Raw genomic sequence first — 23044 nt, 5'->3', positions numbered from 1 at the left:
GCGTGGAATTGTCCATCCCCACCCTTGGCGCGGCGACGGCTTTGCCCGATAACCGCGCCATGTCCAACGCTGATTTCGCCCTGCCCATCGACGCCGTTCTGCCGGATGTGATCGCCGCCCTGCGCAACACGGGCCGCGTCGTGCTGCAAGCGCCCCCCGGCGCGGGCAAGACGACGCGGGTGCCGCTGGCGATGCTGGAGGCCGGGCTGACCCAAGGCCGCATCCTGATGCTGGAGCCGCGCCGCCTTGCCGCCCGCGCTGCCGCTGCGCGCATGGCCCAAAGCCTCGGCGAGGAGACCGGCCAGACCGTGGGTTTTCGCGTACGCGGCGCCTCGGCGGTGTCCAAGGCCACGCGCATCGAAGTAGTCACCGAGGGTATTCTGACCCGCATGTTGCAGGACAACCCCGACCTGCCGGGCGTCGGCGCGGTGATCTTCGACGAATTTCACGAACGCTCGCTCAACGCCGATCTTGGCCTCGCGCTGGCGCTCGAAGTCGCGGGCGCGCTGCGCGACGACCTGATGCTGGTGGCCATGTCCGCCACGCTCGACGCCGCCCCGGTGGCCGCGCTGATGGAGGCGCCGATCGTGACCTCCGAGGGGCGCAGTTTCGAGGTTGAACCGCGCTGGCTCGACAAGCCCATGGGCAAACAACGGCTAGAGAACGCCGTGGCTGACCTCACGCTGAAGGCGCTTTCGGAATCGCCCGGCTCCGCGCTGGTCTTCCTGCCCGGCGAGGGGGAGATTCGCCGGGTCGAGGCGCTTTTGCGCCCCGCCCTGCCAGCAGATTGCACCCTCGCCCCGCTTTTTGGCGCGCTTGATTTCAAGGCGCAGCAGGCCGCCATCGCGCCCGCGCCCTCGGGCCGCAAGGTCGTGCTGGCGACCTCCATCGCCGAGACCTCCCTGACCATCGAAGGCATCCGCATTGTCGTCGACGCGGGCCGCGCGCGGCGCGCGCTCTTCGATCCCGCCTCGGGCATGTCCCGGCTGGTGACCGAGCGGGTGACCCGCGCCGAGGCGACGCAGCGCGCGGGCCGGGCCGGGCGGCTTGATACCGGGGTGGCCTACAAGCTCTGGACCCGGGGCGAAGAAGGGGCGCTGGCGGCCTTTCCCCCGGCCGAGATCGAGGCTGGCGACCTCACCGGTTTCGCCTTGGAACTGGCGCTCTGGGGCGCGCAGGCGAGCGATCTGAGCTTCGTCACCCCGCCCCACGCAGGCCGTCTGGCCGAGGCGCAATCGGTGCTCCAGATGCTGGGCGCGCTGGACGCTGCGGGGCGCATCACCGAACATGGCCGCACCTTGGCAAAACTCCCCCTGCACCCACGATTGGCGCATATGGTGGCCCGCGGCGGCCCTCGCGCGCCGATTCTGGCGGCCCTTCTGGCCGAGCGTGACCCGATGCGCGGCGCACCCGTCGACCTTGCGCAGCGGATGGACGCGCTGGCCGGCAAACGCACTGCCACGCCGCCCCATGCGCCCACGCTAGCGCGCATCAAGGCCGAGGCGAAACGCCTTGCACGCGGCGCGAAGGGCGACGGGCCGGACTCCTTGGGCGTGCTGGCGGCCCTCGCCTACCCCGACCGCGTCGGGCTGCGCCGCAAGGGCGAGGCACCGCGTTATGTGCTCTCGGGCGGCAAGGGCGCGGTGCTGCCAGAGGCCGACCCGATGGCGGGCGCGCGGCTCTTGGTGGCCACGGACCTCGACGGCGACCCGCGCGAGGCGCGCATCCGGCAGGCGGCGCTGATCTCGGACGCCGAGCTGCGCGCTACCTTCGCCGATCAAATCCGCTGGCAGGATGTCTGCCTATGGTCGCGCCGTGAGGGGCGTGTGCTGACCCGCAAGCAAGAGGTCTTTGGCGCGCTGGTTCTAGAGGACCGCACATGGCCCGATGCGCCCGCCGATGCAGTGGCAGTCGCGATGCTGGACGGGGTGCGGCAATTGGGGCTGAACCCCGGCAAGACGGCGGCGCTGTTTCTGGCCCGCGCCCGGCTGATGCCCGCGCCCTTCCCCGATTTCACCGAAGCGCATCTGATGGAGACGCTGGAAGACTGGCTGCTGCCGCATCTCACGGGCGTGCGCAGCAGCGCCGATTGGAAAGGGTTCGACATCACCCCGGCGCTCAAAGCCCGGCTGAGTTGGGAGCAGCAACAAGAGTTGGACCGCTCGGCCCCTGCCCATTTTGAAACCCCGCTCGGGCGGCGCGTGGCCATCGACTACAGCGGAGAGACCCCCGGCATCGCGCTGCGTTTGCAAGAGATGTTCGGCGTAACACGGCACCCGACGGTGGGCGGTCAGCCATTGCAGGTCACCCTGCTGTCGCCTGCACAGCGCCCGGTGCAGGTCACGATGGATATCCCCGGCTTTTGGGCAAGCTCCTATGCCGATGTGCGAAAGGACATGCGCGGGCGGTATCCGCGTCACCCGTGGCCCGACGACCCCACGGTGGCGGACCCGACCCTGCGCGCCAAACCGCGCGGCACCTGACAAGACAACGCGCGCCGAAAGCGGCGCGCGATCCGTTCGGGTGAGACGTACCTGTTAAGCCGCGACGAACTTCAACGAGACGCCGTTGATGCAATGCCGCTTGCCCGTGGGCTCTGGCCCGTCATCAAAGATATGGCCCAGATGGCTGCCGCAGCGGTCGCAATGCACCTCGGTCCGGCGCATGAAGAAACTGTTGTCGGCCATGGTCTCGACCGCATTGTCGAGCGGCTGATAAAAGCTCGGCCAGCCGGTGCCGCTTTTGAACTTGGTCGCCGCATCATAAAGCGGCTGATCACAGCCCTTGCAGATGAAGGTGCCGGGGCGTTTCTCGTCGTTCAGCGGGCTGGTAAAGGCGCGCTCCGTGTCGCCTTCGCGCATGACCGCATATTCCAGATCGCTCAGCATCGCGCGCCACTCGGCCTCGCTGCGGGTAACCTCGAAGTCGCCCTCGACATAGGCCGCCGATGCCCCGCGCGCGCCCAACCCGATGGCGGTGGCGCCCAGAAAGGTCGATGTCAGAAAATGACGTCTGTTCATGGTGTTACTCCTCGCGTTCGGATGGGATGGCGGCGGGCCAGCATGGGGGTACTGGCCCGGCCACATCATGCAGGTTGCCTATTACTTGGGCACCAGCACGCTGTTTACAACGTGGATCACCCCGTTGGACTGGTTCACATCTGCGATAGTCACGCGCGAGGCATTGCCGCTTTCGTCGATGATATAGACGTTGCGGCCCTTCACCTGCGCCGACAGCGCATCGCCGGAGACGGCGTTGAAGTGGTAGAACCCATCGCTGGAGGCGCGGGCCTTGGCGGCGATGTCGGCGGCGGACCATTTACCGGCCACCACATGGGCGGTCAGCACTTTGGTCAGCATGTCCTTGTTCTCGGGCTTGAGCAGGGTCTCGACAGTGCCCGCAGGCAGCGCGTCAAAGGCGGAGTTGACCGGGGCGAAAACGGTGAACGGCCCTTCGGAGGCCAGCGTGTCGACCAGACCGGCGGCCTTCACGGCGGCGACCAGCGTGGTGTGATCGGCGGAGTTCACGGCGTTTTCGACGATGTTCTTATTCTCGAACATGGGCGCGCCGCCCACTTCGGGATTGGCGGCGATGGCACCGGTGGCCAGCAGAGCGGCAGTGGCGGTGGCGGCGGCGAATGTCTTGAGCGTCTTCATTGGGTTTCCTCCCTTGAATGCCCCCCGTTGTGGGCGGCGATACTGGACCCACGGGGCAGACGTGAGAGGAGTTTCAGAATGGTTCAGAAAATTCGCAACAAAGTTATAACGCGTTGTAAGGGGGGTGAAAAATGAAACGCCCTGCTCGGTCAAAGCAGGGCGTTTCGGGGTTTAGAGCTCCGCCACAGCACCAGCGGCCATGACCTCCCCGGTGGGGACACCGCCGGGTGCGCCGCCGGGCGGCTCATCGGTGATGGCCAGCGTGATCTGCGCCGCCTCGGGCGCCAGATCGGCGGGCAAGGCCACGCGGTTGACCTCCCCCTCAGGCAGCACGCCCAAAGAGATCGGCGCGCGGTCCGGCAGGATTGCCCAAAGCTCTAACACGCGACCCGCGGGCGCGTCGCCCGAGACACGGCGCAGCGCGATATCGCCGCGCGACATATCCATGACGGCCAGCAATTCCAGCGCGCTGTCCTCGGCGGCCATGCGGGTGGCATAGACCTCTGCCGGGGGCCGCATCTGCGGCTCGCGCAGCATCGGCAGGGCAAGGAAGGCCACAGTGGCCAGTGCTGCCACCGAAACCCCCTGCCACAGCCAGAGCCGCTGCAACAGCGGTACCTGCCGCGCGGGGAAAAGCCGCGCCATCAGCGCGCGGCGCAGCTTCGCGGGCGGGGCGACGGGGGCGATATCGTCGGTCATCGCCACGAAACGCTCCTGCCAATCGGCCACGCTGCGGGCAAATTCACGGTCTTGCATCAGGCGGGCGCGTGCCGCGGCACGGTCTTCGCCTTCCAAAAGGCCCAAGGCCATTTCGGCGGCCAGCAGATCGTCGTCTTCGGGCGGGGTGATGGGGGTGTCGCTCATACGCTCATACACTCCCGCAGGGCCATCAAACCGCGGCGCAGCCAAGTGCGCATGGTATTGAGCGGCACGTTGAAACGTTGCGCCAGATCGGCATAGCTGTCGCCGTCGAGGTAGGCGCCCCGCACCGCCGCACCGCGATCCGCTTCGAGATCATCCAGACAATTGGTCAGGCGCTTGGCCTCTGACGCGGCCACGGCGGATTGTTCGGGGCTCGGTCCCGGCGCGGCAAGCTCCAACCCCGGCGTGTCGATGTCCTGATGGCCCTTACGGGTGGCGCGCAAACGGTCGATCGCGGTATTGCGCGCAATGGTGATCAGCCACGTCATCGGCGACAGACCATTGGCCTGATAGCGGTCGGAATTATTCCAGATTTTGACGAAACTGTCCTGCATGGCATCCTCTGCTGCGGCGCGTGTATCCAACACACGCAGGCAGACCCCGAATAGTTTCGCCGACACCCGATCATAAAGCGCCTCAAAGGCGGCACGATCCCCCAATGCGACCTGCGCAATCAGACGTTCAATCTCTTCACGGTCGCTGTCCAAGGGCCACTCCTTCGGGCGGTCATGTCTTTCGCGACACGTCGATCATGGTGCGACGGCCGCTGCAAAAGTCAACGATGCAATAGAAGCGCATCTTTCGAATGCCACCCTGCCCCATCCTTGGGCAGTCGCGCAACCCATCGCGGGAAAACGAAAATTCGCGCCACCGTTCACAGAGATTGCAGGCTTTGAAAGCTTAGGCTACCCACGATTCAGAGGGGAATGCGCAAAGGGAGACTGTGCATGCAAAACGCGCTTGAGACATCCTATGACGTGGTGATCGTGGGCGGGGCCATCTATGGCTCGGCTTTGGCTTGGTGGTTGACCAACACGCCGGGGTTCGACGGCGAGGTGCTGGTGGTCGAGCGTGATCCAACCTATGAATTCGCCTCGACCAGCCATACGAATTCCTGCATCCGCCAGCAGTTCAGCGCCCCCGTGAACATCCAGATTTCGCAATTCGGGGCCGAGTTCATCAAAAACTTCCGCCACTTCATGCATGACGATCCCGAGGTGCCGGAACTGGCGCTGCAAAGCTTTGGCTACCTCTATCTTGCCGACACGCCCGAGTTTGCCCAGACCCTGCGCGAGGCGCAGGGCATCCAGACCTCCATGGGCGCCCATACCCAGCATATGACCAAGGATGAGATCGCCGCGCGCTATCCCTTCTACATGCTCGACGATGTGATCGCTGCCAATCACAATACGGTGAATGAGGGCTATTTCGACGGCGGCACGATGTTCGACTGGTTCAAACGCATGGCCAAGCGCCGCGGCGTGACCTTTGTGCATGACGAGGTGACCGGCATGGTGCTGAACCCCGCGGGCAGTGCGGTGGATGCGGTGACGCTGAAGTCCGGCGCGACGGTCTCCTGCGGGACGGTGGTCAATGCCTCTGGCCCTCGCGCGGCGGCGACGGCGCAGATGGCCGGGATCACCCTGCCCGTGGTGCCGCGCAAACGCTACACCTTCATCTTTGACGCCGCCGAGCCGCTGGAAATGGACCTGCCGCTGACCATCGACCCCAGCGGCGTGCATATGCGCCAAGAGGGCAAATATTACATGGCCGGCTGCCCGCCAGAGGATGACTATGACGCGGCCTATGATGATTTCACCTTCGTCCATTCGATCTGGGAAGAGAAGGTCTGGCCCATCATCGCTACCCGCGTTCCGGCCTTTGAGCGGGTCAAGGTGATCAACGAATGGGTCGGCCACTACGCCTATAACACCGTCGACCAGAACGCGATTCTGGGTCGGCACGACAAGGTCGCGAACTTCGTCTTCATGAACGGCTTTTCCGGCCACGGCTTGCAACAGGCCCCCGCCATCGGGCGCGGCACGGCAGAGTTGATCACCCATGGCGGCTACCGCACGCTCGACCTAACCCCGCTAGACTACGCGCGGATCGTGCGTTCCGAGAAATTCGTCGAAAGGGCTGTGATATGAAATTGCGCGAGAACAGCTTCCTCACGGCCATTCGCGCCGGTCAAAAGCAGCTTGGCCTCTGGGTCTCCCTCTCCAACGGTTATGCCGCCGAGGTGGTGGCCCATGCGGGCTATGACTGGGTGATGCTGGATATGGAGCATGCGCCCAGCGACATGGCCTCAGCCCTCGGGCAGCTACAGGCGTTCTCGGGCAGTGAGACCACGGCAATGGTGCGGCCCGACTGGAACGATGCGGTCAAGGTCAAACGGCTGATGGACCTCGGCGCGCCGGGCCTGCTGTTTCCCATGGTGCAGACCCCTGATGAGGCCCGCGCCGCCGTGGCCGCCTGCCGCTACCCGCCGCGCGGTATCCGGGGGGTGGCCGGGCTGAACCGCGCCAATCAATTTGGCCGGGTCGCGGATTACAACGCCGAGGTCGAGAATCAGACCGCCATCCTGATCCAGCTTGAAACCCGCGCCGCCGTCGAAAACGCCGCCGCCTTTGCCGAGGTTGAGGGGATCGACGGCATCTTCTTTGGCCCCGCCGATATCGCCGCCGACATGGGCCATCTGGGCCAGACCCTGCACCCCGAGGTCTGGGAGGTCATCCGCCCCGCGGCCAAACTCTTGATGGACAAGGGCATTCCCGTGGGCACGCTGGTCACCGACCCCGATTTCGCCGCCCAACTGCTGAACGAAGGCTTCACCTTTGTCGCCTGCGGCACGGATGTGGGCCTTTTGGCCCAAGGGGCCGATGCGCTGCGCGCGAAGGTGCGCGACAAGATTTCTGAGACGTGAAAGGAAGATGTTATGAAATTTAAGAAACTGGTCCTGACGGGCGCCGCCGGGCGCCTCGGCTCCTACCTGCGTGAGCCGCTAGCCGGCATGTGTGAGGAACTGGTCAGCTCCGACATCGCCGAGGACATTGGCAAGCTTTACGACGGTGAGCGTTATCAAAAGGCCGATCTGGCGGAATACGACCAAGTCGCGGCCCTGATGGAGGGCGCCGACATGGTGGTGCATTTCGGGGCCATCGTGGACGAAAAACCCTTTATGGAACTGCTCGGCCCGAACTTCGTCGGCTCTTACAACGTATGGGAAGCGGCCTATCAGGCGGGCGCACGGCGCGTCGTCTATGCCTCGTCGATCCATGCGGTGGGGATGCACAAAAAGGCCGATTTCATCGGCATCGATGCGCCTCACAAGCCCGACACTTTCTACGGCCTCGCCAAATGCTTCACCGAAGACCTCGGCTCCATGTATTGGGACAAACGCCAACTTGAATCCGTACATCTGCGCATCCTCAGCGCGGCACAGGTCAACAACTCCCGCGCGCTCGGCTCTTGGCTCAGCTATGACGACCTGATCCAACTGGTGACCCGCGCGGTGGACACGCCCTCGGTCGGATTCTCGGTGATCTACGGCGTGTCGAACAACGACCGCGCCCCGGTGGACAACTCGAAAGCCTCCTTCCTCGGCTACCGGCCTAAGGACAATGCCGAGCAATTCGCCGAAAAAGTGCTGGCCGAGGAAGGCCCCGTGGACATCACCGACCCCGGCCAGATGTGCCACGGCGGCCCCTTCGCCAAGGTCGATCTGGGCGAAAGCGGCATCGCGCAGATGACCATCGTCGACGACAAGAAAGAGACCTAAGCGGCCAAACGAAAGGGACCGTCATGAAACTGCAAGACCTCGATATCATCGTGACGGCCCCGCCCGCCCCCGGCTGGGGCGGGCGCTATTGGATATTGGTCAAGGTGACCACCGACGCCGGCGTAACCGGCTGGGGCGAATGCTATGCCGCCAGCGTCGGGCCCGACGCGATGCGCGCGGTGATCGAAGATGTCTTTGCCCGTCATATGCAGGGCGAAAACCCCGAGAATATCGAGTTGATGTTCCGCCGTGCCTATTCCGCAGGCTTCACCCAGCGGCCAGACCTGACCGTGATGGGCGCGTTTTCGGGGCTTGAGATCGCCTGTTGGGACATCTTGGGCAAGGACCGTGACCGCCCGGTGCATGCGCTGATCGGCGGGCGCACCAATGACCGGGTGCGCGGCTATACCTACCTCTACCCCCTGCCGCATCACAGCATGGCGGATTTCTGGACCTCGCCCGAGATGGCGGCGGAATCGGCGGCGGATTGCGTGGCGCGCGGCTATACGGCGGTGAAATTCGACCCCGCTGGCCCCTATACGCTGCGCGGCGGGCATATGCCTGCAATGTCGGACATCAGCACCTCAGCGGCGTTCTGCAAGGCCATCCGAGAGGCGGTGGGCGACCGCGCCGACCTGCTGTTTGGCACTCACGGGCAATTCACCACCGCGGGCGCAATCCGGCTGGGCCAAGCGATCGAACCCTATAGCCCGCTGTGGTACGAAGAGCCGATCCCGCCAGACGCGCCTGAGCAGATGGCCAAGGTCGCGCGCGGCGTGCGCGTCCCTGTGGCCACGGGCGAGCGGCTGACCACCAAGGCCGAGTTCGCGCCGCTGTTGCGGGCGGGCGCGGCGGAGATCCTGCAACCGGCCCTTGGCCGTGTGGGCGGCATCGCGGAGGCCAAGAAGATCGCCACCATGGCCGAGGTGTACAACGCGCAAGTGGCGCCGCATCTCTATGCCGGGTCGGTGGAATGGGCCGCGAATGTGCAGCTTGCCACCGCGATCCCGAACATCCTGATGTGCGAATGTATTGAGACGCCATTTCATGACCAATTGATCAAAGGGTCGATCCGGGTGGAGGACGGCTTCATCACCGCCCCCAAAGCGCCCGGTCTGGGGATCGAAGTTGATGAGGAACTCGCCCGCGCGCATCCCTATACCGGCGACGGGCTGCATCTGGAGATGCGCGAAGAGCCTTGCGACTATGTGAACGGGAATAATTTTCAGGGCGGTGCGCCAGCGGATAGCCACTAGGCGCGCGTACCCGGCCCGGATTCAAGCCGCAGGCGCCGGGCCATCGCCTGCCCGCCCCCCCCCCCGGGTCGGCGCTGGCCCTCAGCTACCCCAACAGCTTCCGCGCCGCCGCGACGATCCCCTCGCGTGAGGGCAGCGTCGCCGCATAGGCCGGACCCGTTGCGATGAAACTGTCCTCCGCCGTCAGCCGCGCGAAACGCTTCACACCGCGCTCGGCCATCAGCGCCATCAGCGCCTCCGCCTGCCCGCCAGTGCGGCGGCATTCGTCGACGATCAGCACAGGCCGATCCCCGATGGCCGCAATCAGCGCCTGCTCCGGCATGGGGGCCAACCAACGCAGGTCGATCACCCGCACATCGACGCCCGCCTCTGCCAAATCCCGCGCCGCCTGCTGGCTCAGATAATGCCCGTTGCCATAGCTCACGATCGCCAGATCCGCGCCCTCGCCCGTGACGCCGACCTCGCCCAGTCCGATCCGCCGGTCCGGCGCCGGATAGCTGCGCATCCAGCCGCCATCCCCGGCCTCCATCAAATCGCGCATTGGGTAGAGCGCGATGGGCTCGACAAAGACCACAACGCGCTGCTCCTCCCGCGCCAAACGGTGCGCCTCCCGCAGCATCATCGCCGCGTCGTCCCCCGCCGAGGGGCAGGCGATGATAATGCCGGGAATGTCGCGCAGCACGGCCAGCGAATTGTCGTTATGGAAATGCCCGCCGAACCCTTTCTGATAGCCCAGCCCCGCGATGCGCAGCACCATCGGGTTGCTCCACTGCCCGTCCGAGAAGAAGGGCAAAGTCGCCGCCTCGCCGCGCAGCTGGTCCTCGGCATTGTGCAGATAGGCGAGGAACTGGATCTCCGGCATCGGCACGAAACCATTGTGCGCCATCCCGATGGCAAGGCCCAGAATGCTCTGCTCGTCCAGCAGCGTGTCGATCACCCGCCCCGGGCCGAAACGGTTCTGCAACTTCTGCGTGACGCCGTAGACCCCACCCTTGCGGCCCACGTCCTCGCCCATCAGCATGGTCTCGGGATGGGACAGCATCAGGTCGTGCAGCGCCCAGTTGATCAGCCGCGACATGGGCTGGGGGTTATCCATCTGCCCCATGTCGCTGCCAAAGGTCTCGGCCCGCGCCTCGGCGCTCGGCCCGTTGCTGGGCGCGCAGTCGCGCTTGGGCGGCACGAGGCTCGCCATGACGTCCGACGCCGCCTTCAGCCGGGGGCGTTTCACCACCTCGTCAGCCGCCTTCGCGACCGCCTCTTGCGTATCGCGGTAAATCGCCAGCGCTTCCTCGGCAGACGCCCCAGCCTCCACCAGCAGCCGCGCGGAATGCAGCAGCGGATCGTTGGCCTCATCCGCCTCCACCTCGGCGCGGGGCAGATAGGAGGTCGCCACATCCGCCCCGGCATGGCCATAGAGCCGCACCGTGCGCAGGTGCAGGAAAGCCGGCTTACGGTGCACGCGCACGTAATCCGCCGCCTCCTTCGCCGCCGCATAGGCCGCGTGAAGATCAAGCCCGTCGCCCTCGAAATACTTCAGCCCCGGTCGGGCAGACATCGACGCCTTGATCCAGCCCGTCGGCGTCTTGGTCGAGATGCCGATGCCGTTGTCCTCACAGACAAACAGCAGCGGCAGCGGCACGCCCTGCACGGCGGTCCAGCAGGCGGCGTTGATCGCGCCCTGCGCGGTGGAGTGATTGGCCGAGGCGTCGCCGAAACTGCACATGGCGATGCCGTCGCGCGGCAGGATCGCGTGCTCGGGCCGGTGCCGCCGCGCCATGCCGATGGAATGCGCCGCCCCCACCGCCTTGGGCAGATGGCTGGCGATGGTCGAGGTCTGCGGCGGGATCATCAGTGGGCGCGAGCCCAAGACCTTGTGCCGCCCGCCGCTGGTCGGATCCTCCGCCGAACAGGCAAAACTAAGCAGCATGTCGCGCATCATGTCCTGCCCGCCCGCCTGATCGGCCCGGGCGATCTGGAAGGCCGCATCGCGGTAATGCAGGAAAGCGATGTCATCGACGCGCAGCGCCGCCGCCACCGCTGCCATCCCCTCGTGGCCGGAGGAACCGATGGTGTAGAACCCCTGCCCCTCCTTCTGCATGACGCGGCTTTGCAGGTCGAGCGCCCGGCTCAGCACCTGCGCGCGGTAGAGCTGCTCCAACTGGTCGCGCTCCAGCGCCTTTTCGGAATGGGTGGAATCGGGAAAATCCCCCGCCGCAACGCGACGGAGGAAGTTCTCATGAACGATGGCAACGCGGTCCATGGGGCCTCTTGAAATAGAAATTAATCGCCCTCGGCGAAAGCATGTCGGCCAGAAAGAAAGGCGCCGCCCCTCTTTCTGGCCATAAGTATTTTGGATGGCTGGGGGAGGTTCCCCCGATGCCGGTGTTTAGAAGAACGCCTGCAGGCCGGTCTGGGCGCGGCCCAGGATCAGCGCGTGCACGTCATGGGTGCCCTCATAGGTGTTCACCGTCTCAAGGTTCATCATGTGGCGGATCACTTGGAATTCGCCCGAGATGCCGTTGCCGCCGTGCATGTCACGCGACATGCGCGCCACGTCGAGCGCCTTGCCGCAGTTGTTGCGCTTGACGATAGAGATCATCTCGGGCGCGGCGTTGGCGGCATCCATCAGACGGCCCACTTGCAGCGAGCCCTGAAGGCCGAGCGAGATTTCGGTCATCATGTCCGCGAGTTTCTTCTGGAACAGCTGCGTTTGCGCCAGCGGCTTGTTGAACTGCTTGCGGTCCAGCCCGTATTGCAGCGCGGCGTGCCAGCAGAACTCGGCGGCACCCATCGCGCCCCAAGAAATGCCGTAGCGGGCGCGGTTGAGGCAGCCGAAGGGGCCTTTCAGACCCTGCACATTCGGCAGCAGCGCATTTTCGCCGACTTCAACACCGTCCATCACGATCTCACCGGTGATCGAGGCGCGCAAGCTGAGCTTGTTGCCGACCTTGGGCGCGCTCAGACCCTTCATGCCTTTTTCCAGCACGAAGCCGCGGATTTTGCCGTCATGCGCCTCGGACTTGGCCCAGACCACAAAGACATCGGCGATGGGGGAGTTCGAGATCCACATCTTGGAGCCGGTCAGCTTGTAGCCCGTGTCGGTCTTCACGGCGCGGGTCTTCATGCCCGCGGGGTCGGAACCCGCATCGGGCTCGGTCAGGCCAAAGCAGCCGATCCATTCGCCCGAGCAGAGCTTGGGCAGGTACTTCTGGCGCTGCTCTTCGGAGCCATAGGCATAGATGGGGTACATGACGAGGCTCGCCTGAACCGACATCATCGAGCGGTAGCCGCTGTCGACACGCTCAACCTCACGCGCGACGAGACCGTAGGACACATAGCTGCCGCCGAGACCGCCGTATTCCTCGGGGATGGTGACGCCGAGAAGGCCCATCTCGCCCATCTCGCGGAAGATCTCGGGGTCGGTCTTTTCCTCGGCAAAGGCTTCGATAACACGCGGTTGCAGCTTTTCCTGCGCATAGGCGCGGGCGGAATCGCGGATCATGCGCTCGTCTTCGGTCAATTGGCTGTCGAGGCGGAAGGGATCCTGCCAATCGAAGGTACCAAGATCGGGTTTGTCCTTGGCGCGCAGCTTGGGGGCGTCAGCGGTCATGATGCATCCTTTCGGGTGATGTGATTTGCGGCAGTATTGCAAATCGGCGGCGCGAACTCTATCGCTGCTTTGTCCTGAGTTCATGAGAAAAAGTCATATGATCGCGCCGCGCCGCTTCCTGCCTTCGATCTCGGCTCTGCTGTCTTTTGAGGCGGTCGTGCGGCTGGGCACCGCCACGGCGGCGGCGCAGGAATTGAACCTCACGCAGAGCGCGGTGAGCCGTCAGATCAAGACGCTGGAGGAACAGCTGGGCGTGACGCTGATGATCCGGCAGGGCCGCCGTCTGACCCCGACGCAGGCCGGGTTGGATTATGTAACGCAGGTGCGCGACATCCTGAACCGGCTGGCGCAGGCCTCGGTCTCGGCCCGGACGAACCCTACGGGGGGCACGCTTAATCTGGCGATCCTGCCTGCCTTCGGGATGCATTGGCTGGCCCCGCGCCTGCGCGATTTCGCGCGTGACCACCCGGAGGTGACGGTGAACCTATCGACTCGGCTGCGGCCCTTCGCCTTTGCGGGCAGCCGATTCGACGCCGCCATTCATTTCGGTCATGAAGATTGGCTCGGCGTGCGCTACCTGCCGCTTTTGCCGGAAACGGTGGTGGCGGTCTGCGCGCCCGATCTGCTGCCCGCACCCTTGGAGGATGCACGCGACGTGCGCCATCTGCCGCTGCTTCATCTGGAGACCCGCCCGCGCGGATGGGCGCGCTGGCTGTCCTCGCTCGGCGTGACGGATGAGCCGCCCGGCGGCATGATGTTCGACCAATTCTCGACCATGGCGCAGGCGGCCATTCACGGGCTGGGGGTGGCGCTGCTGCCGACCTTCTTCGCCCGCCCCTACCTGCGCGACGGGCAATTGGTGCTGGCCGCTTCACCGACCACGCAAAGCATCGGGAACTACTACCTCGTCTGGCCCGACGACCGCGATGAGACGGCGGCGCTTGCGTCATTCCGCGGCTGGCTGGCCCAACAGGCGGAGCCTGCGACGGCGGGGTGAGCCGCGCAAGGCTGGCCCAAGTTATGCCGCATTTACCTTGTAAGAAACCGGCTAACCCGCCCGCATCGGGCGTTCCAAAGGAGCAGATGATGCTAAGTTCATACCGCAAAAGCACCGGCGCTCTGGCCCTTGCCCTGAGCCTCTGCGCCGCTGGCGCCATGGCCGAAAGCCGCAACGTGCTGATCGTCGACGGCGCCTACTTCCCATCGCTGTCCCATGTGCAGCCGGGCGATCAGGTGGTCTTTACCAACAACGCCACCGGCAGTCATACGATCACCGGCGAGGACGAGGCATGGACCAGCGGGCCGATCCCCGTGAACGGCAGCTACACGCTCGACATCACCGCACAGACCCCGACGCGTTTCAGCGGGCAGACTTTGGAAGAGCCTGCTTTCGAAGGGGCGATCAGCTTCGACTGAGCCCGCACCGGTTTCAGCCCTTCAAAGCCCCGCTTGCGACAGCGGGGCTTTGTCGTTTCAGCGCTTGACCTTATTGGGCAAAAACGCGGTCCATATCGGCGAAACCCTTGACCTCGATCGGATTGCCCGACGGGTCGCGGAAGAACATGGTCGCTTGCTCGCCCGGCTCCCCTTCGAAACGCAGCGAGGGTTCGATCACGAAGTCGACCTCTGCGCCCTTCAGCCGCTCCGCCAGCGCCTTCCAATCCTCCATCCGCAGGACGACGCCCAGATGCGGCATCGGCACCATATGCTCACCGACCTTGCCGGTGGCCTCTGTCTTGAAAGGCTCGCCCAGATGCATGGAGATCTGGTGGCCGAAGAAGGAATAATCGACCCAAGTTTCGGTCGAACGGCCTTCGGTGCAGCCCAGCACATATCCGTAGAAGGCGCGGGTCTCATCAAGGTCGCGGACGTTATAGGCAAGGTGGAAGGGGGTGAGCATAGCGGTCTCCTGTTTGGTTACCGCATGTGTATCCCTTGGCGGGAGAGGTGCAAGGGGCTGGCTTGCGGGGGGGGGGGGACGCGCAGCTTAGGCAACAGCCCGGAAACAAGGGCGTAGGCCCGGCTACTCGTAAACAAAAAGGGCGCGCCCCGCTGGACGCGCCCTCTCGCTAAGGCCCGAGACCCTTACTTCATCTTGATGCGGCCATCGGTGTAGGGCTTGTAGCTGCCGTTCTTCGCCAGATACTCCGCCGTCACATCCGCCAGATCGGGGCCGAAGTCATAGGCATTCTCGGCGTCCTTGAACATCGCATAGCCGTCGCCGCCATTGCGGACATAGTTGTTGGACACGGCGCCATAGGTCTTTTCGGGATCAATCGGTTCGTCACCCACCATCACATCGCTGATGCGGCTGCCGGGCTCGGCCTTGGGATCAAAGGTGTAGGACATGCCCGCCACCTGCGGGAAGCGGCCCGCGCCGTCTTCCAATTGGCTGACACCGTTCTCCAGCGCCTCGATCAAAGTCGCACCGCTGATCTGGAAGGTCGAGAGCGTGTTCTGGAACGGCAGCACGGTCAGCACTTCGCCCATGGTCACCTCGCCTGCGTCGATCGAGGCGCGCAGGCCGCCCGCGTTGGAGATCGCCACGTCGATACCTTGATCCTTCACCCGGTCCAGCATGGCGTCGGAGACAAGGTTGCCCATTGCGCATTCCTGCGCGCGGCAGACATCACGGCTGCCTTCGATGGTCTCCGAAGTCTCGGCCACGACCTTCTGGCGCAACTCCTCCAGCGGGGCGGCGCGTTCGGCAACCAGATCAACCGTGGCCTGATCCTCTTCGACAGAAGCGTCAAGCAGGATCGGATCGCCTGAGATCGAGGTCACCTCGCCCGCATCATCGAAGGTGACATTCACCTCGCCCAGATACTTGCTGTAGGCATAGGCCTGCACGATCGGCACGTCGTTGACCATGGTCGGATAAGCGCCCTCGGCCCGTTCCTCGCTGTTGCTCAGAAGCGTGTGGGAATGGCCGCCGACGATCAGGTCGACGCCGGTCAACTCCTCGGCCAGCCGCTTGTCGGCGGCAAGCCCCACATGTGTGAGCAGGATGATCTTGTTAACCCCGTCCTCGGTCAGCGCGTCGATCTCGGCCTGCGCCGCATCCGCTGCGGGGGAGAAGATCACCTCCGCCCCGGGCGAGGAGGTTTCGGGCGTATCTTCGGCAAGGACGGAAACGATGCCGATACGCTCTCCACCAACCTCAACCACGGTGGATTTGCCGATCTCGCCCTCCAGCCCCTCGACACCGCTCACGTCGATATTGGCCGAGAGCACCGGGAAATCGACCTGTGCCACGAAATCGGCCAGCCCCTCGGGGCCGTCGTCAAACTCGTGGTTGCCCACGGCCATCACGTCATAGTCGAGCTTTGACATGAACTCGGCCGCCATGTCGCCCTTGTAGCGCGTGTAGAAAAGCGAGCCTTGGAACCAGTCGCCTGCATCCAGCAGCAGGTGGTTCTCGCCCGCGCGTTCGCGTGCGGCTTCGATTGCGGTGACCATGCGCGCGACGCCGCCAAAGCATTTTCCCTCGGCGTTATCCTCGGCGCTGCAGGGGCCGTCATATTTGCTGATCGGCTCGAACCGGTCATGGAAATCATTGGTATGCAGAATGGTCAGATTATACTCGGCCGCCGCCATGCCGCTGGTCAAAGCCAGCGCAGCGGTCGCGGTCAGGAATCGTTTCATGATAGTTCCCCTGTTGCTTGTTATGCCGGTATCGTGGCGCGGGGTTTGGCCCGTGTCAAAGGTCATATGACCTGCCCTATGGTCACCCGCGGGTCTTGACCCCGCCCCGCCCGGCGGGCATCAGAAGCCATGCTGATTTTCAAGATATTCCGCGCAGACGAATGGGCTGCGCTGCGCAAGAACGGGGTCTCGGACGGGGCGCCGATCGATGTCACCGATGGCTATGTGCATTTCTCCACCGCCGAACAGGCGGCGGAAACCGCTGCCAAACATTTCAAGGGGGAGGACGGTCTCTTCCTGCTCGCGCTTGAGGCCGACGCTCTGGGCGATGCGCTGAAATGGGAACCCTCGCGCGGCGGTGCGCTTTTTCCCCATCTCTACCGCCCGCTCAAAATCGAAGACGTGGTCTGGGCGCAGCCCCTGCCGCTGGTGGATGGCGTGCATGAATTCCCCGCAGGATTGGGCGAGGCCAGCAAATGACGCCGCTCTTGGAAAAGCTGGGCCTGCAGGCGCTGCACCGGGTCGATCCCGAAGCGGCCCATAGTCTGGCGATCCGCGCGCTGCGGGCGGGGCTTGCGCCCGCGCCGGGGCCGCAGACTTCGGCGCGGCTGCACACCACGCTTGCCGGGCTGGACCTGCCGAACCCTGTCGGGTTGGCGGCGGGGTTTGACAAGAACGCCACTGCAATCGCCCCCCTCTCCCGCGCCGGGTTTGGCTTTGTCGAAGTGGGGGCCGCCACGCCCCTGCCCCAGCCCGGCAATCCGCGCCCGCGCCTGTTTCGCCTGACCGAAGACCGCGCCGCAATCAACCGCTTCGGCTTTAACAACGAGGGGATGGAGGCGATCTGCGCCCGGCTTTCACGCCGTGGCACGGGTGTGCCGGTGGGGTTGAACCTCGGCGCGAACAAGACCAGCAAGGACCGTGCTGCCGACTTTGCCCGCGTGATGACCGCCGCACGCAACCACGTCGATTTCGCGACGGTCAATGTCTCGTCCCCCAATACCGAAAAGCTGCGCGACCTTCAGGGCAAGGCGGCGCTGTCGGCCCTGCTCGAAGGGGTGATGGATGTGCGCGGCGCCACGCCGGTTTTCCTGAAAATCGCCCCCGATCTTAGCGAATCCGAGATTGAGGATGTCGCCGAGGTTGCCCAAAATTCGGGCGTTGCTGCCATCATCGCGACCAATACCACGCTTGACCGGACTGGCCTTGCCAGCGCCCATGCGGGCGAAGCGGGTGGTCTGTCCGGTGCGCCGCTGTTCGAACGCTCGACCCGCGTCTTGGCGCGGCTGGCGGGGCTGACGGATATTCCGCTGATCGGCGTCGGCGGGGTGTCGGACGCGCAGACCGCCTATGCCAAGATCTGCGCCGGGGCCTCTGCCCTGCAACTTTACACCGCGCTGGTCTTCGGCGGCCTCGGACTGGTGCGAGAGATCACCACCGGGCTGGATGCGCTCTTGGCTCGCGACGGTTTTGCCAGCGTGGCCGAGGCCGTGGGCAGCAAACGCGAGGACTGGCTATGATCACCCTATGGCATAACCCGCGCTGTTCGAAATCGCGGCAGACGCTGGCGCTGATCGAAGCGGCGGGGGTGGAAGTAACACTCCGCCGCTACCTCGAAGACGCGCCGACACGGGATGAGATCATCGCCGCCCGCGACGCCCTTGGCCTGCCTGCGATCAAGATGATGCGGACAGGCGAGACGCTGTTCAAAGAGTTGGGCCTGACCAAGGACAGCCCCGAAGAGGCTCTGATCGACGCCATGGCCGCCCATCCGATCCTGATCGAGCGCCCCATCGCCTTTAGCACTGGCCGCGCAGTGATCGGCCGCCCGCCCGAAGCGGTGCAGGCGCTGCTCTAGCCCGCCGCGCGCTCCAACGCCGGATAGCGCAGCGCCAAGGTGATGCCGCGCACCACGAAGGACACCAGAAGCGATATCCAAAGCCCGTGATTGCCCAGGCTTGGCACCAATGCCAGCGCGGTCACGGCATAGATCAGAAACGACACAAGCATCATATTGCGCATGTCGCGCGACCGCGTGGCGCCGATGAAAATACCGTCGAACATATAGGCCGCACAGCCCAGCAGCGGCGCCGCGACCATATAGGGCAGATAGACCCGGGCGAGCTCTTGCACCTGCGGGGCCTTGGCCATCAGGTCGATAATCGCGCCACCGCTGACGGCAAAGACCACCGCCAACAGCAGGCTGACCAACAGCGCCCAAGCGGAGGTCAGCACCGCCCCGCGCCGCAGCACATCGCGCTGCCCCGCGCCGTAGGCCCGGCCAATGATCGCCTCGGCGGCGAAGGCGAAACCGTCCAGCCCGTAGGAGGTGATCATCAGGAATTGCAGCAGCACCTGATTGGCCGCCAAGGTCACATCGCCCAAGCCCGACCCCATGAAGAGGAAGGAGACAAAGATCGCCTGCAACAAAAGCGAGCGGATCAGGATATCGGTGTTCACCTGCATCATGCGCGTCCAGCGAGGCCCGTCAAAGACCTGCGCCCAATCGCGCCACGCCACCCCTGCGAAAGCCGCGCGGCAGAACCACAGGCCCAAGGCCGCCCCGCTCCACTCTGCAAGGAAGGTGGCGATGGCGACGCCTTCGACACCCCAACCGAGGCCCAGCACAAACCACAGGTCCAGCAGGATATTCAGCCCGTTCATCCAGACCTGCAACACCAGCACGGCGCGGCTGCGCTCCTGCGCGATGAGCCAGCCGGTGATCGCATAGATCGAGATCGCGGCGGGGGCAGACCAGATGCGGATCGCCATATATTGCCGCGCCAGCCCCTCGACCTCGGGCGATCCGGGGGCGATCTGGAACGAGGCCCAGAAAAGCGGCCATTGCAGCGCCATCAAGGCCAGCCCCGCCCCCGCGCCGATCAAAAGCCCGCGCGTCAGCAGCGCGGCGACCTCGCCCTCTTCGCCATTGCCCGCCGCCTGCGCGGTCAGCCCCACGGTACCCATCCGCAGAAAGCCGAAAATCCAGTAAAGCGCCGAGAGGATGATCGCCCCCAGCCCCACCGCGCCGATGGGGGCGGCGGCGCCCATCTGCCCCACCACCCCGGTGTCGACCGCGCCGAGGATCGGCACGGTGGCGTTGGAGATGACAATGGGAACCGCGATCTTGAGCACACGGCGGTGGGTCACCACATCCCGCGCCGCCAGCGTACCACGCTCAACCGCGCGCACCTCTGCCTCGGTCAGCGGCTCTGTCTCTGATTGCGGCTCAGCCACGCCGTTGCGGCATCAGGAAATGGCCCGTGGCCTGCGCGAAAATACGGCTGCGGTTGTCCTGCCATGCCTCGACATGGACGCTGGCATAGCGCCGCCCCGAGCGGTTGATACGCGCCCGCGCATAGGCATCGCGCGGCAGGCCCGACCGCAGGTAATCCACGGTGAAATCGATCGTCTTGGGCAGCCGCGGCAAGTGGTCGGCATCCAGATTGTCCAGATCGAGCGCGCCGCTTTCCATATCTTCCCAGATCAGCCCCCAGCTGAGGGTGATGATCGCGGTCGCCTCAAGAAAGGCCGCCGTGGCCCCGCCATGCAGGGCGGGCAGGATCGGGTTGCCGATCAGTTGCTCGGAAAACGGCATGATGCCGGTTAGCTCATCGCCACGGCGCTCGAACTCGATGCCCAGAAAACGGATATAGGGCACGCCTTCGACCATGGCGCGCAGCACCCCGTCGCGGCGTTGTTTGATGACCTGAACTGGCTCCGGCTTGCGACGTGTGGTCATGTGTGCCCCTCCACGGTGAAAGTGCCGGTTGCCGTGGCGACAAGGTTGTCGGCGTCCTCATCCGTCGTCGTGGCCCGCACGAAGGCCACCGAACGGGTGACGTGATAGCAGGTCGCGCGGGTGATGATCGTCTGCCCCGGTGTGGCGGCACGCAGATATTCGATCCGCAGGTCCATCGTGGCAGTGGCCGCCGGGTTGCTGGGGTGGCTCATCACCGCAGCGCCGCAACAGGTGTCCATCAGCGCCGAGACCGCCCCGCCGCTGATCACCCCGGTCTGCGGGTCACCGATCAACTTGTCGTCATAGGGCATGGTGATCACGGCAGAGCCATCGCCCAACTCCTGCAACTCCATCCCCAGAGCCAAGGAATGGGGCAGCGCCTGAATGAACTGTCGCGCCAGCTTTAATTTGTCGGACATGCAACCCAACCCTCTGCCTCTGGTTTTGTCCTTTATCAGGGCGAGATAGCCAAAGGGCAAGACCGCCTGTTGCGCATCCCCGCGCGTGACCATAGTTTGCCGGAAGGGAGAAGATGCTTTGGACGATGAACGCCTGACATTCAAAGAGATGTGCGCGGCTTTTGACGTGACGCCACGCACGTTGCGCTATTACGAGTATATCGAATTGCTGCAACCGCACCGCGAGGGGCGCTCGCGTTTCTATGGCCCACGCGAACGGGCGCGGATGAAGCTGATCCTGCGCGGCCGCAAGTTTGGCTTCGCGTTGGAGGACATCCGCCAGTGGCTGTTGATCTACGAAAAAGAGGGGACCGAGGCGCAGATGCGCACTTGGGTCACCATGGCCGATGGGCAGTTGGAAGAACTGGCCGAGCAGCGCCGCCAGTTGGACGAAGCCATGGCGGAATTGCAAAAGCTGCGCGACGACACCGCCGCGGCCATCGCCTCGGACAAGGGCTGAGCGGCTGGCTGAGCGGCGGGCTCAGCGGCTGTTGCGCTGCGCCAACTGCCCGATAAGCATCTGCAAATCCGCCGTGATGCGGATGAGATCGGACACCACATCCGCGCTCGCGTCTCCGGCCAGATCGAATGCGCCGTTTTCGATGGTCTCGGACGCGCCTTTCAGCTCTGCAACCACGCGCGCGCGCGTTTCTGCCACGGAACCGTTTTTAGCCCCGCTACCTGTCTGCTCTTGTTTTTCTGACATGCCTGGTGCCTCTTTAGGTCGAGCGCCCGCACCTACAGCCCCCACGACGTGGGGTCATGTCACGCAGTCACGCGACAGCGACGCGAGGTCAACCTTGCCCTAGGGCGCGCCCTCTTTCGGGCGGCGCAGCAGCCCCGCCCCCAGCCCGCGAATGGCCGCGGTCGTGCGGTCATTCACCTCAAGCTTGGAGAAAATCCGCCGCACGATCGTATCGACCGTATGAGGCGAAATCCCAAGTATCTCGGCAATGACCCCATTGCTCTTGCCGGTTGCGATCCACTCCAACACCTCGACCTCGCGCGGGGACAGGCCGAAATCCCGCGGCGATTGGCTTTCGGCCAAGACGCAATAGCGCAGATGCGCGATCTGGGCGGCGCTGAGAAGTTTGTACAACGCCTCCGGCGACAGACGCGCCTGTTTGGCGGCAAACCCCAGTCCTACCACGGCGGAATCCCTGCCCGGGCCATGCACCCTAAGCGAAATGCCGTCATTCGGGTAGCGCCGCATCAATCCTTTCATATAGAGGCCTTCCGCAGAGGTAAGCCGCGCCGTGCGGGCCACATCCGACCAGTAAATCGGCATCACCTGTTGCCGGGCCAGCGCCTCCACCGGGCTTGCGCGCAGCTTCTCTATGTCCAGAAACTGCGAATGCCACTGCGGTCCATCTGTCCCACTGCTGTCGAACTGATAGAGGATCGCAGGCGCGCCGGGGCTGTCCCCGTGATAGCTGACCAGATCAATTCCAAGACCTTGATAATAGGCAAGACCGCAGGCCAGAAGCCGCGCCGCGGAGGTGGCGTTCTGCGCGCAGTGAACCAATCCGTCCAGCGTCTTCGGCCCGCTTTGTTCGAGGTTTGCCATCTCCCACCCGTTTTGCTGCCCAGCGCCATGGCGGCGGCGCACGCCCATCATCCTTTCAAACCTAAAGGAAATTACACTGCGCATAAAGTGACGCAACGTATCACTTACGTCAACGTCAACTCCCATTGTATCAGAAATGCCAGCCCCCAACTGAAGTCATGAAACGACGATTGGAGAGTGATGAGATGACCGCCGACACGCTGACCATTCGCCAGATGTGCGACGCTTTCGAAGTGACCCCCCGCACCCTGCGGTTCTACGAAGCGAAAGAGCTGCTCTTCCCATTGCGCGAGGGCCAGAAACGCCTATTCACCAAAAGCGATCGCGCCCGGCTCAAGCTGATCCTGCGTGGCAAGCGCTTTGGCTTCAGCCTCGAAGAAATCCGCCAGCTGCTCGACCTTTATCATATGGGCGACCAGCAGCAGACGCAGATCGCTGCCGCCTATGAGATCGCCCGCGCCCGTCTGGCCGACCTCGAGTCGCGCCGCGAAGAGCTGAACGAGGCCATCGAAGACCTCAAGGACCAGTTGAAATGGGGGGAAAAGATGATCGCCTCCATGAACCAACCCCGCCGCGCCGCCGAATAACCCCGGCGACGCCGCCCCTCACATCCATAAAAAGACGACC

General features: G+C 64.6%; 25 protein-coding genes. 12 read left to right on the top strand and 13 right to left on the bottom strand.

Translation table 11 applies throughout. The features are described from left to right. Nucleotides 1-59: 59 nt before the first annotated feature. Nucleotides 60-2483: an ATP-dependent helicase HrpB gene (hrpB, locus tag HKX24_RS04850; RefSeq protein WP_271693791.1), complete on the top strand. Its 2424-nt coding sequence runs from the start codon at nucleotides 60-62 to the stop codon at nucleotides 2481-2483. 54 nt (nucleotides 2484-2537) lie between these two features. Here hrpB and msrB read toward each other — a convergent pair whose 3' ends face one another. From msrB to HKX24_RS04830, 4 genes are all read right to left on the bottom strand, one after another. Further along, nucleotides 2538-3020 (bottom strand): peptide-methionine (R)-S-oxide reductase MsrB, encoded by a 483-nt coding sequence (gene msrB / locus HKX24_RS04845; protein ID WP_271693133.1) that lies wholly within the window; start codon nucleotides 3018-3020, stop codon nucleotides 2538-2540. 81 nt (nucleotides 3021-3101) lie between these two features. Beyond that, nucleotides 3102-3656: a fasciclin domain-containing protein gene (locus HKX24_RS04840; protein ID WP_067268384.1), complete on the bottom strand. Its 555-nt coding sequence runs from the start codon at nucleotides 3654-3656 to the stop codon at nucleotides 3102-3104. A gap of 171 nt (nucleotides 3657-3827) precedes the next feature. Further along, the gene (locus HKX24_RS04835; protein WP_271693132.1) at nucleotides 3828-4520 is read right to left on the bottom strand and encodes an anti-sigma factor; all 693 of its coding nucleotides are present in this window, start codon (nucleotides 4518-4520) and stop codon (nucleotides 3828-3830) included. After that, entirely contained in the window at nucleotides 4517-5065 is a 549-nt protein-coding gene (locus tag HKX24_RS04830) for a sigma-70 family RNA polymerase sigma factor (protein WP_271693131.1), read from the bottom strand. Before HKX24_RS04830 ends, HKX24_RS04835 begins: the two co-directional genes overlap by 4 nt. A gap of 240 nt (nucleotides 5066-5305) precedes the next feature. On the opposite strand from HKX24_RS04830, the gene HKX24_RS04825 reads away from it, so the two are divergent. The 4 genes from HKX24_RS04825 to HKX24_RS04810 are packed head-to-tail and all read left to right on the top strand — an operon-like array spanning nucleotide 5306 to nucleotide 9395. Next, on the top strand, nucleotides 5306-6508 hold the full coding sequence (locus HKX24_RS04825) for an FAD-binding oxidoreductase (protein ID WP_271693130.1): 1203 nt from the start codon (nucleotides 5306-5308) through the stop codon (nucleotides 6506-6508). After that, nucleotides 6505-7284 carry an aldolase/citrate lyase family protein gene (locus HKX24_RS04820; RefSeq protein ID WP_271693129.1) on the top strand — a complete coding sequence of 260 codons (780 nt, stop codon included), beginning with the start codon at nucleotides 6505-6507 and terminating at the stop codon, nucleotides 7282-7284. Before HKX24_RS04825 ends, HKX24_RS04820 begins: the two co-directional genes overlap by 4 nt. A 12-nt stretch (nucleotides 7285-7296) precedes the next feature. Then, a complete protein-coding gene (locus tag HKX24_RS04815) occupies nucleotides 7297-8139 on the top strand; it encodes an NAD(P)-dependent oxidoreductase (protein ID WP_271693128.1) in 843 nt (280 codons plus the stop codon). 23 nt (nucleotides 8140-8162) lie between these two features. Continuing rightward, nucleotides 8163-9395, top strand: coding sequence for a mandelate racemase/muconate lactonizing enzyme family protein (locus HKX24_RS04810; protein WP_271693127.1), 1233 nt, complete (start codon nucleotides 8163-8165; stop codon nucleotides 9393-9395). 85 nt (nucleotides 9396-9480) lie between these two features. On the opposite strand, the gene HKX24_RS04805 is transcribed toward HKX24_RS04810, so the two are convergent. Together HKX24_RS04805 and HKX24_RS04800 are read right to left on the bottom strand one after the other, a co-directional pair. After that, on the bottom strand, nucleotides 9481-11655 hold the full coding sequence (locus tag HKX24_RS04805) for a thiamine pyrophosphate-dependent enzyme (RefSeq protein ID WP_271693126.1): 2175 nt from the start codon (nucleotides 11653-11655) through the stop codon (nucleotides 9481-9483). Nucleotides 11656-11781: 126 nt separating this feature from the next. After that, nucleotides 11782-13005: an acyl-CoA dehydrogenase gene (locus HKX24_RS04800; RefSeq protein WP_271693125.1), complete on the bottom strand. Its 1224-nt coding sequence runs from the start codon at nucleotides 13003-13005 to the stop codon at nucleotides 11782-11784. A 97-nt stretch (nucleotides 13006-13102) separates the two neighbouring features. Here HKX24_RS04800 and HKX24_RS04795 point away from each other — a divergent pair, with 97 nt between their 5' ends. Further along, nucleotides 13103-14002 carry a LysR substrate-binding domain-containing protein gene (locus tag HKX24_RS04795; protein ID WP_271693124.1) on the top strand — a complete coding sequence of 300 codons (900 nt, stop codon included), beginning with the start codon at nucleotides 13103-13105 and terminating at the stop codon, nucleotides 14000-14002. A gap of 86 nt (nucleotides 14003-14088) precedes the next feature. Then, on the top strand, nucleotides 14089-14421 hold the full coding sequence (locus HKX24_RS04790; RefSeq protein ID WP_271693123.1) for a hypothetical protein: 333 nt from the start codon (nucleotides 14089-14091) through the stop codon (nucleotides 14419-14421). A 70-nt stretch (nucleotides 14422-14491) separates the two neighbouring features. On the opposite strand, the gene HKX24_RS04785 is transcribed toward HKX24_RS04790, so the two are convergent. Together HKX24_RS04785 and HKX24_RS04780 are read right to left on the bottom strand one after the other, a co-directional pair. Further along, nucleotides 14492-14905 carry a VOC family protein gene (locus HKX24_RS04785; RefSeq protein ID WP_271693122.1) on the bottom strand — a complete coding sequence of 138 codons (414 nt, stop codon included), beginning with the start codon at nucleotides 14903-14905 and terminating at the stop codon, nucleotides 14492-14494. A 185-nt stretch (nucleotides 14906-15090) separates the two neighbouring features. Further along, entirely contained in the window at nucleotides 15091-16650 is a 1560-nt protein-coding gene (locus tag HKX24_RS04780) for a bifunctional metallophosphatase/5'-nucleotidase (RefSeq protein ID WP_271693121.1), read from the bottom strand. Nucleotides 16651-16779: 129 nt separating this feature from the next. Here HKX24_RS04780 and HKX24_RS04775 point away from each other — a divergent pair, with 129 nt between their 5' ends. From HKX24_RS04775 to arsC, 3 genes are read left to right on the top strand one after another with little or no spacing between them, the layout of a single operon-like run. Beyond that, nucleotides 16780-17130: a DUF952 domain-containing protein gene (locus tag HKX24_RS04775; protein WP_271693120.1), complete on the top strand. Its 351-nt coding sequence runs from the start codon at nucleotides 16780-16782 to the stop codon at nucleotides 17128-17130. Further along, entirely contained in the window at nucleotides 17127-18170 is a 1044-nt protein-coding gene (locus HKX24_RS04770) for a quinone-dependent dihydroorotate dehydrogenase (RefSeq protein ID WP_271693119.1), read from the top strand. The genes HKX24_RS04775 and HKX24_RS04770 overlap by 4 nt, the downstream gene beginning before the upstream one ends. Next, nucleotides 18167-18508, top strand: a complete 342-nt coding sequence (arsC, locus tag HKX24_RS04765) for an arsenate reductase (glutaredoxin) (protein ID WP_271693118.1) — start codon at nucleotides 18167-18169, stop codon at nucleotides 18506-18508. The genes HKX24_RS04770 and arsC overlap by 4 nt, the downstream gene beginning before the upstream one ends. Here arsC and HKX24_RS04760 read toward each other — a convergent pair. The 3 genes from HKX24_RS04760 to HKX24_RS04750 are packed head-to-tail and all read right to left on the bottom strand — an operon-like array spanning nucleotide 18505 to nucleotide 20811. After that, nucleotides 18505-19842, bottom strand: coding sequence for an MATE family efflux transporter (locus HKX24_RS04760; protein ID WP_271689992.1), 1338 nt, complete (start codon nucleotides 19840-19842; stop codon nucleotides 18505-18507). The genes arsC and HKX24_RS04760 overlap by 4 nt on opposite strands. A 37-nt stretch (nucleotides 19843-19879) precedes the next feature. After that, nucleotides 19880-20392 (bottom strand): PaaI family thioesterase, encoded by a 513-nt coding sequence (locus HKX24_RS04755; protein ID WP_209218213.1) that lies wholly within the window; start codon nucleotides 20390-20392, stop codon nucleotides 19880-19882. Continuing rightward, on the bottom strand, nucleotides 20389-20811 hold the full coding sequence (locus HKX24_RS04750; RefSeq protein WP_209218214.1) for a PaaI family thioesterase: 423 nt from the start codon (nucleotides 20809-20811) through the stop codon (nucleotides 20389-20391). The genes HKX24_RS04755 and HKX24_RS04750 overlap by 4 nt, the downstream gene beginning before the upstream one ends. A 118-nt stretch (nucleotides 20812-20929) precedes the next feature. Here HKX24_RS04750 and HKX24_RS04745 point away from each other — a divergent pair, with 118 nt between their 5' ends. After that, entirely contained in the window at nucleotides 20930-21310 is a 381-nt protein-coding gene (locus HKX24_RS04745) for a MerR family DNA-binding transcriptional regulator (protein WP_067261191.1), read from the top strand. 21 nt (nucleotides 21311-21331) lie between these two features. On the opposite strand, the gene HKX24_RS04740 is transcribed toward HKX24_RS04745, so the two are convergent. Both HKX24_RS04740 and HKX24_RS04735 read right to left on the bottom strand, forming a co-directional pair. Further along, nucleotides 21332-21508, bottom strand: a complete 177-nt coding sequence (locus tag HKX24_RS04740) for a hypothetical protein (protein ID WP_156505595.1) — start codon at nucleotides 21506-21508, stop codon at nucleotides 21332-21334. 147 nt (nucleotides 21509-21655) lie between these two features. After that, nucleotides 21656-22417, bottom strand: coding sequence for a LuxR family transcriptional regulator (locus HKX24_RS04735; protein WP_271693117.1), 762 nt, complete (start codon nucleotides 22415-22417; stop codon nucleotides 21656-21658). Between the two features lie 185 nt (nucleotides 22418-22602). Here HKX24_RS04735 and HKX24_RS04730 point away from each other — a divergent pair, with 185 nt between their 5' ends. Next, nucleotides 22603-23004 (top strand): MerR family DNA-binding transcriptional regulator, encoded by a 402-nt coding sequence (locus tag HKX24_RS04730; protein WP_067261195.1) that lies wholly within the window; start codon nucleotides 22603-22605, stop codon nucleotides 23002-23004. The last annotated feature ends 40 nt before the right edge of the window (nucleotides 23005-23044 follow it).

This window comes from Sulfitobacter sp. M85 (assembly GCF_029285915.1).
Classification (GTDB): domain Bacteria; phylum Pseudomonadota; class Alphaproteobacteria; order Rhodobacterales; family Rhodobacteraceae; genus Sulfitobacter; species Sulfitobacter faviae.
Note: the sequence above shows the minus strand (reverse complement) of the source record. Positions and strands in the feature narration are given on the sequence as shown.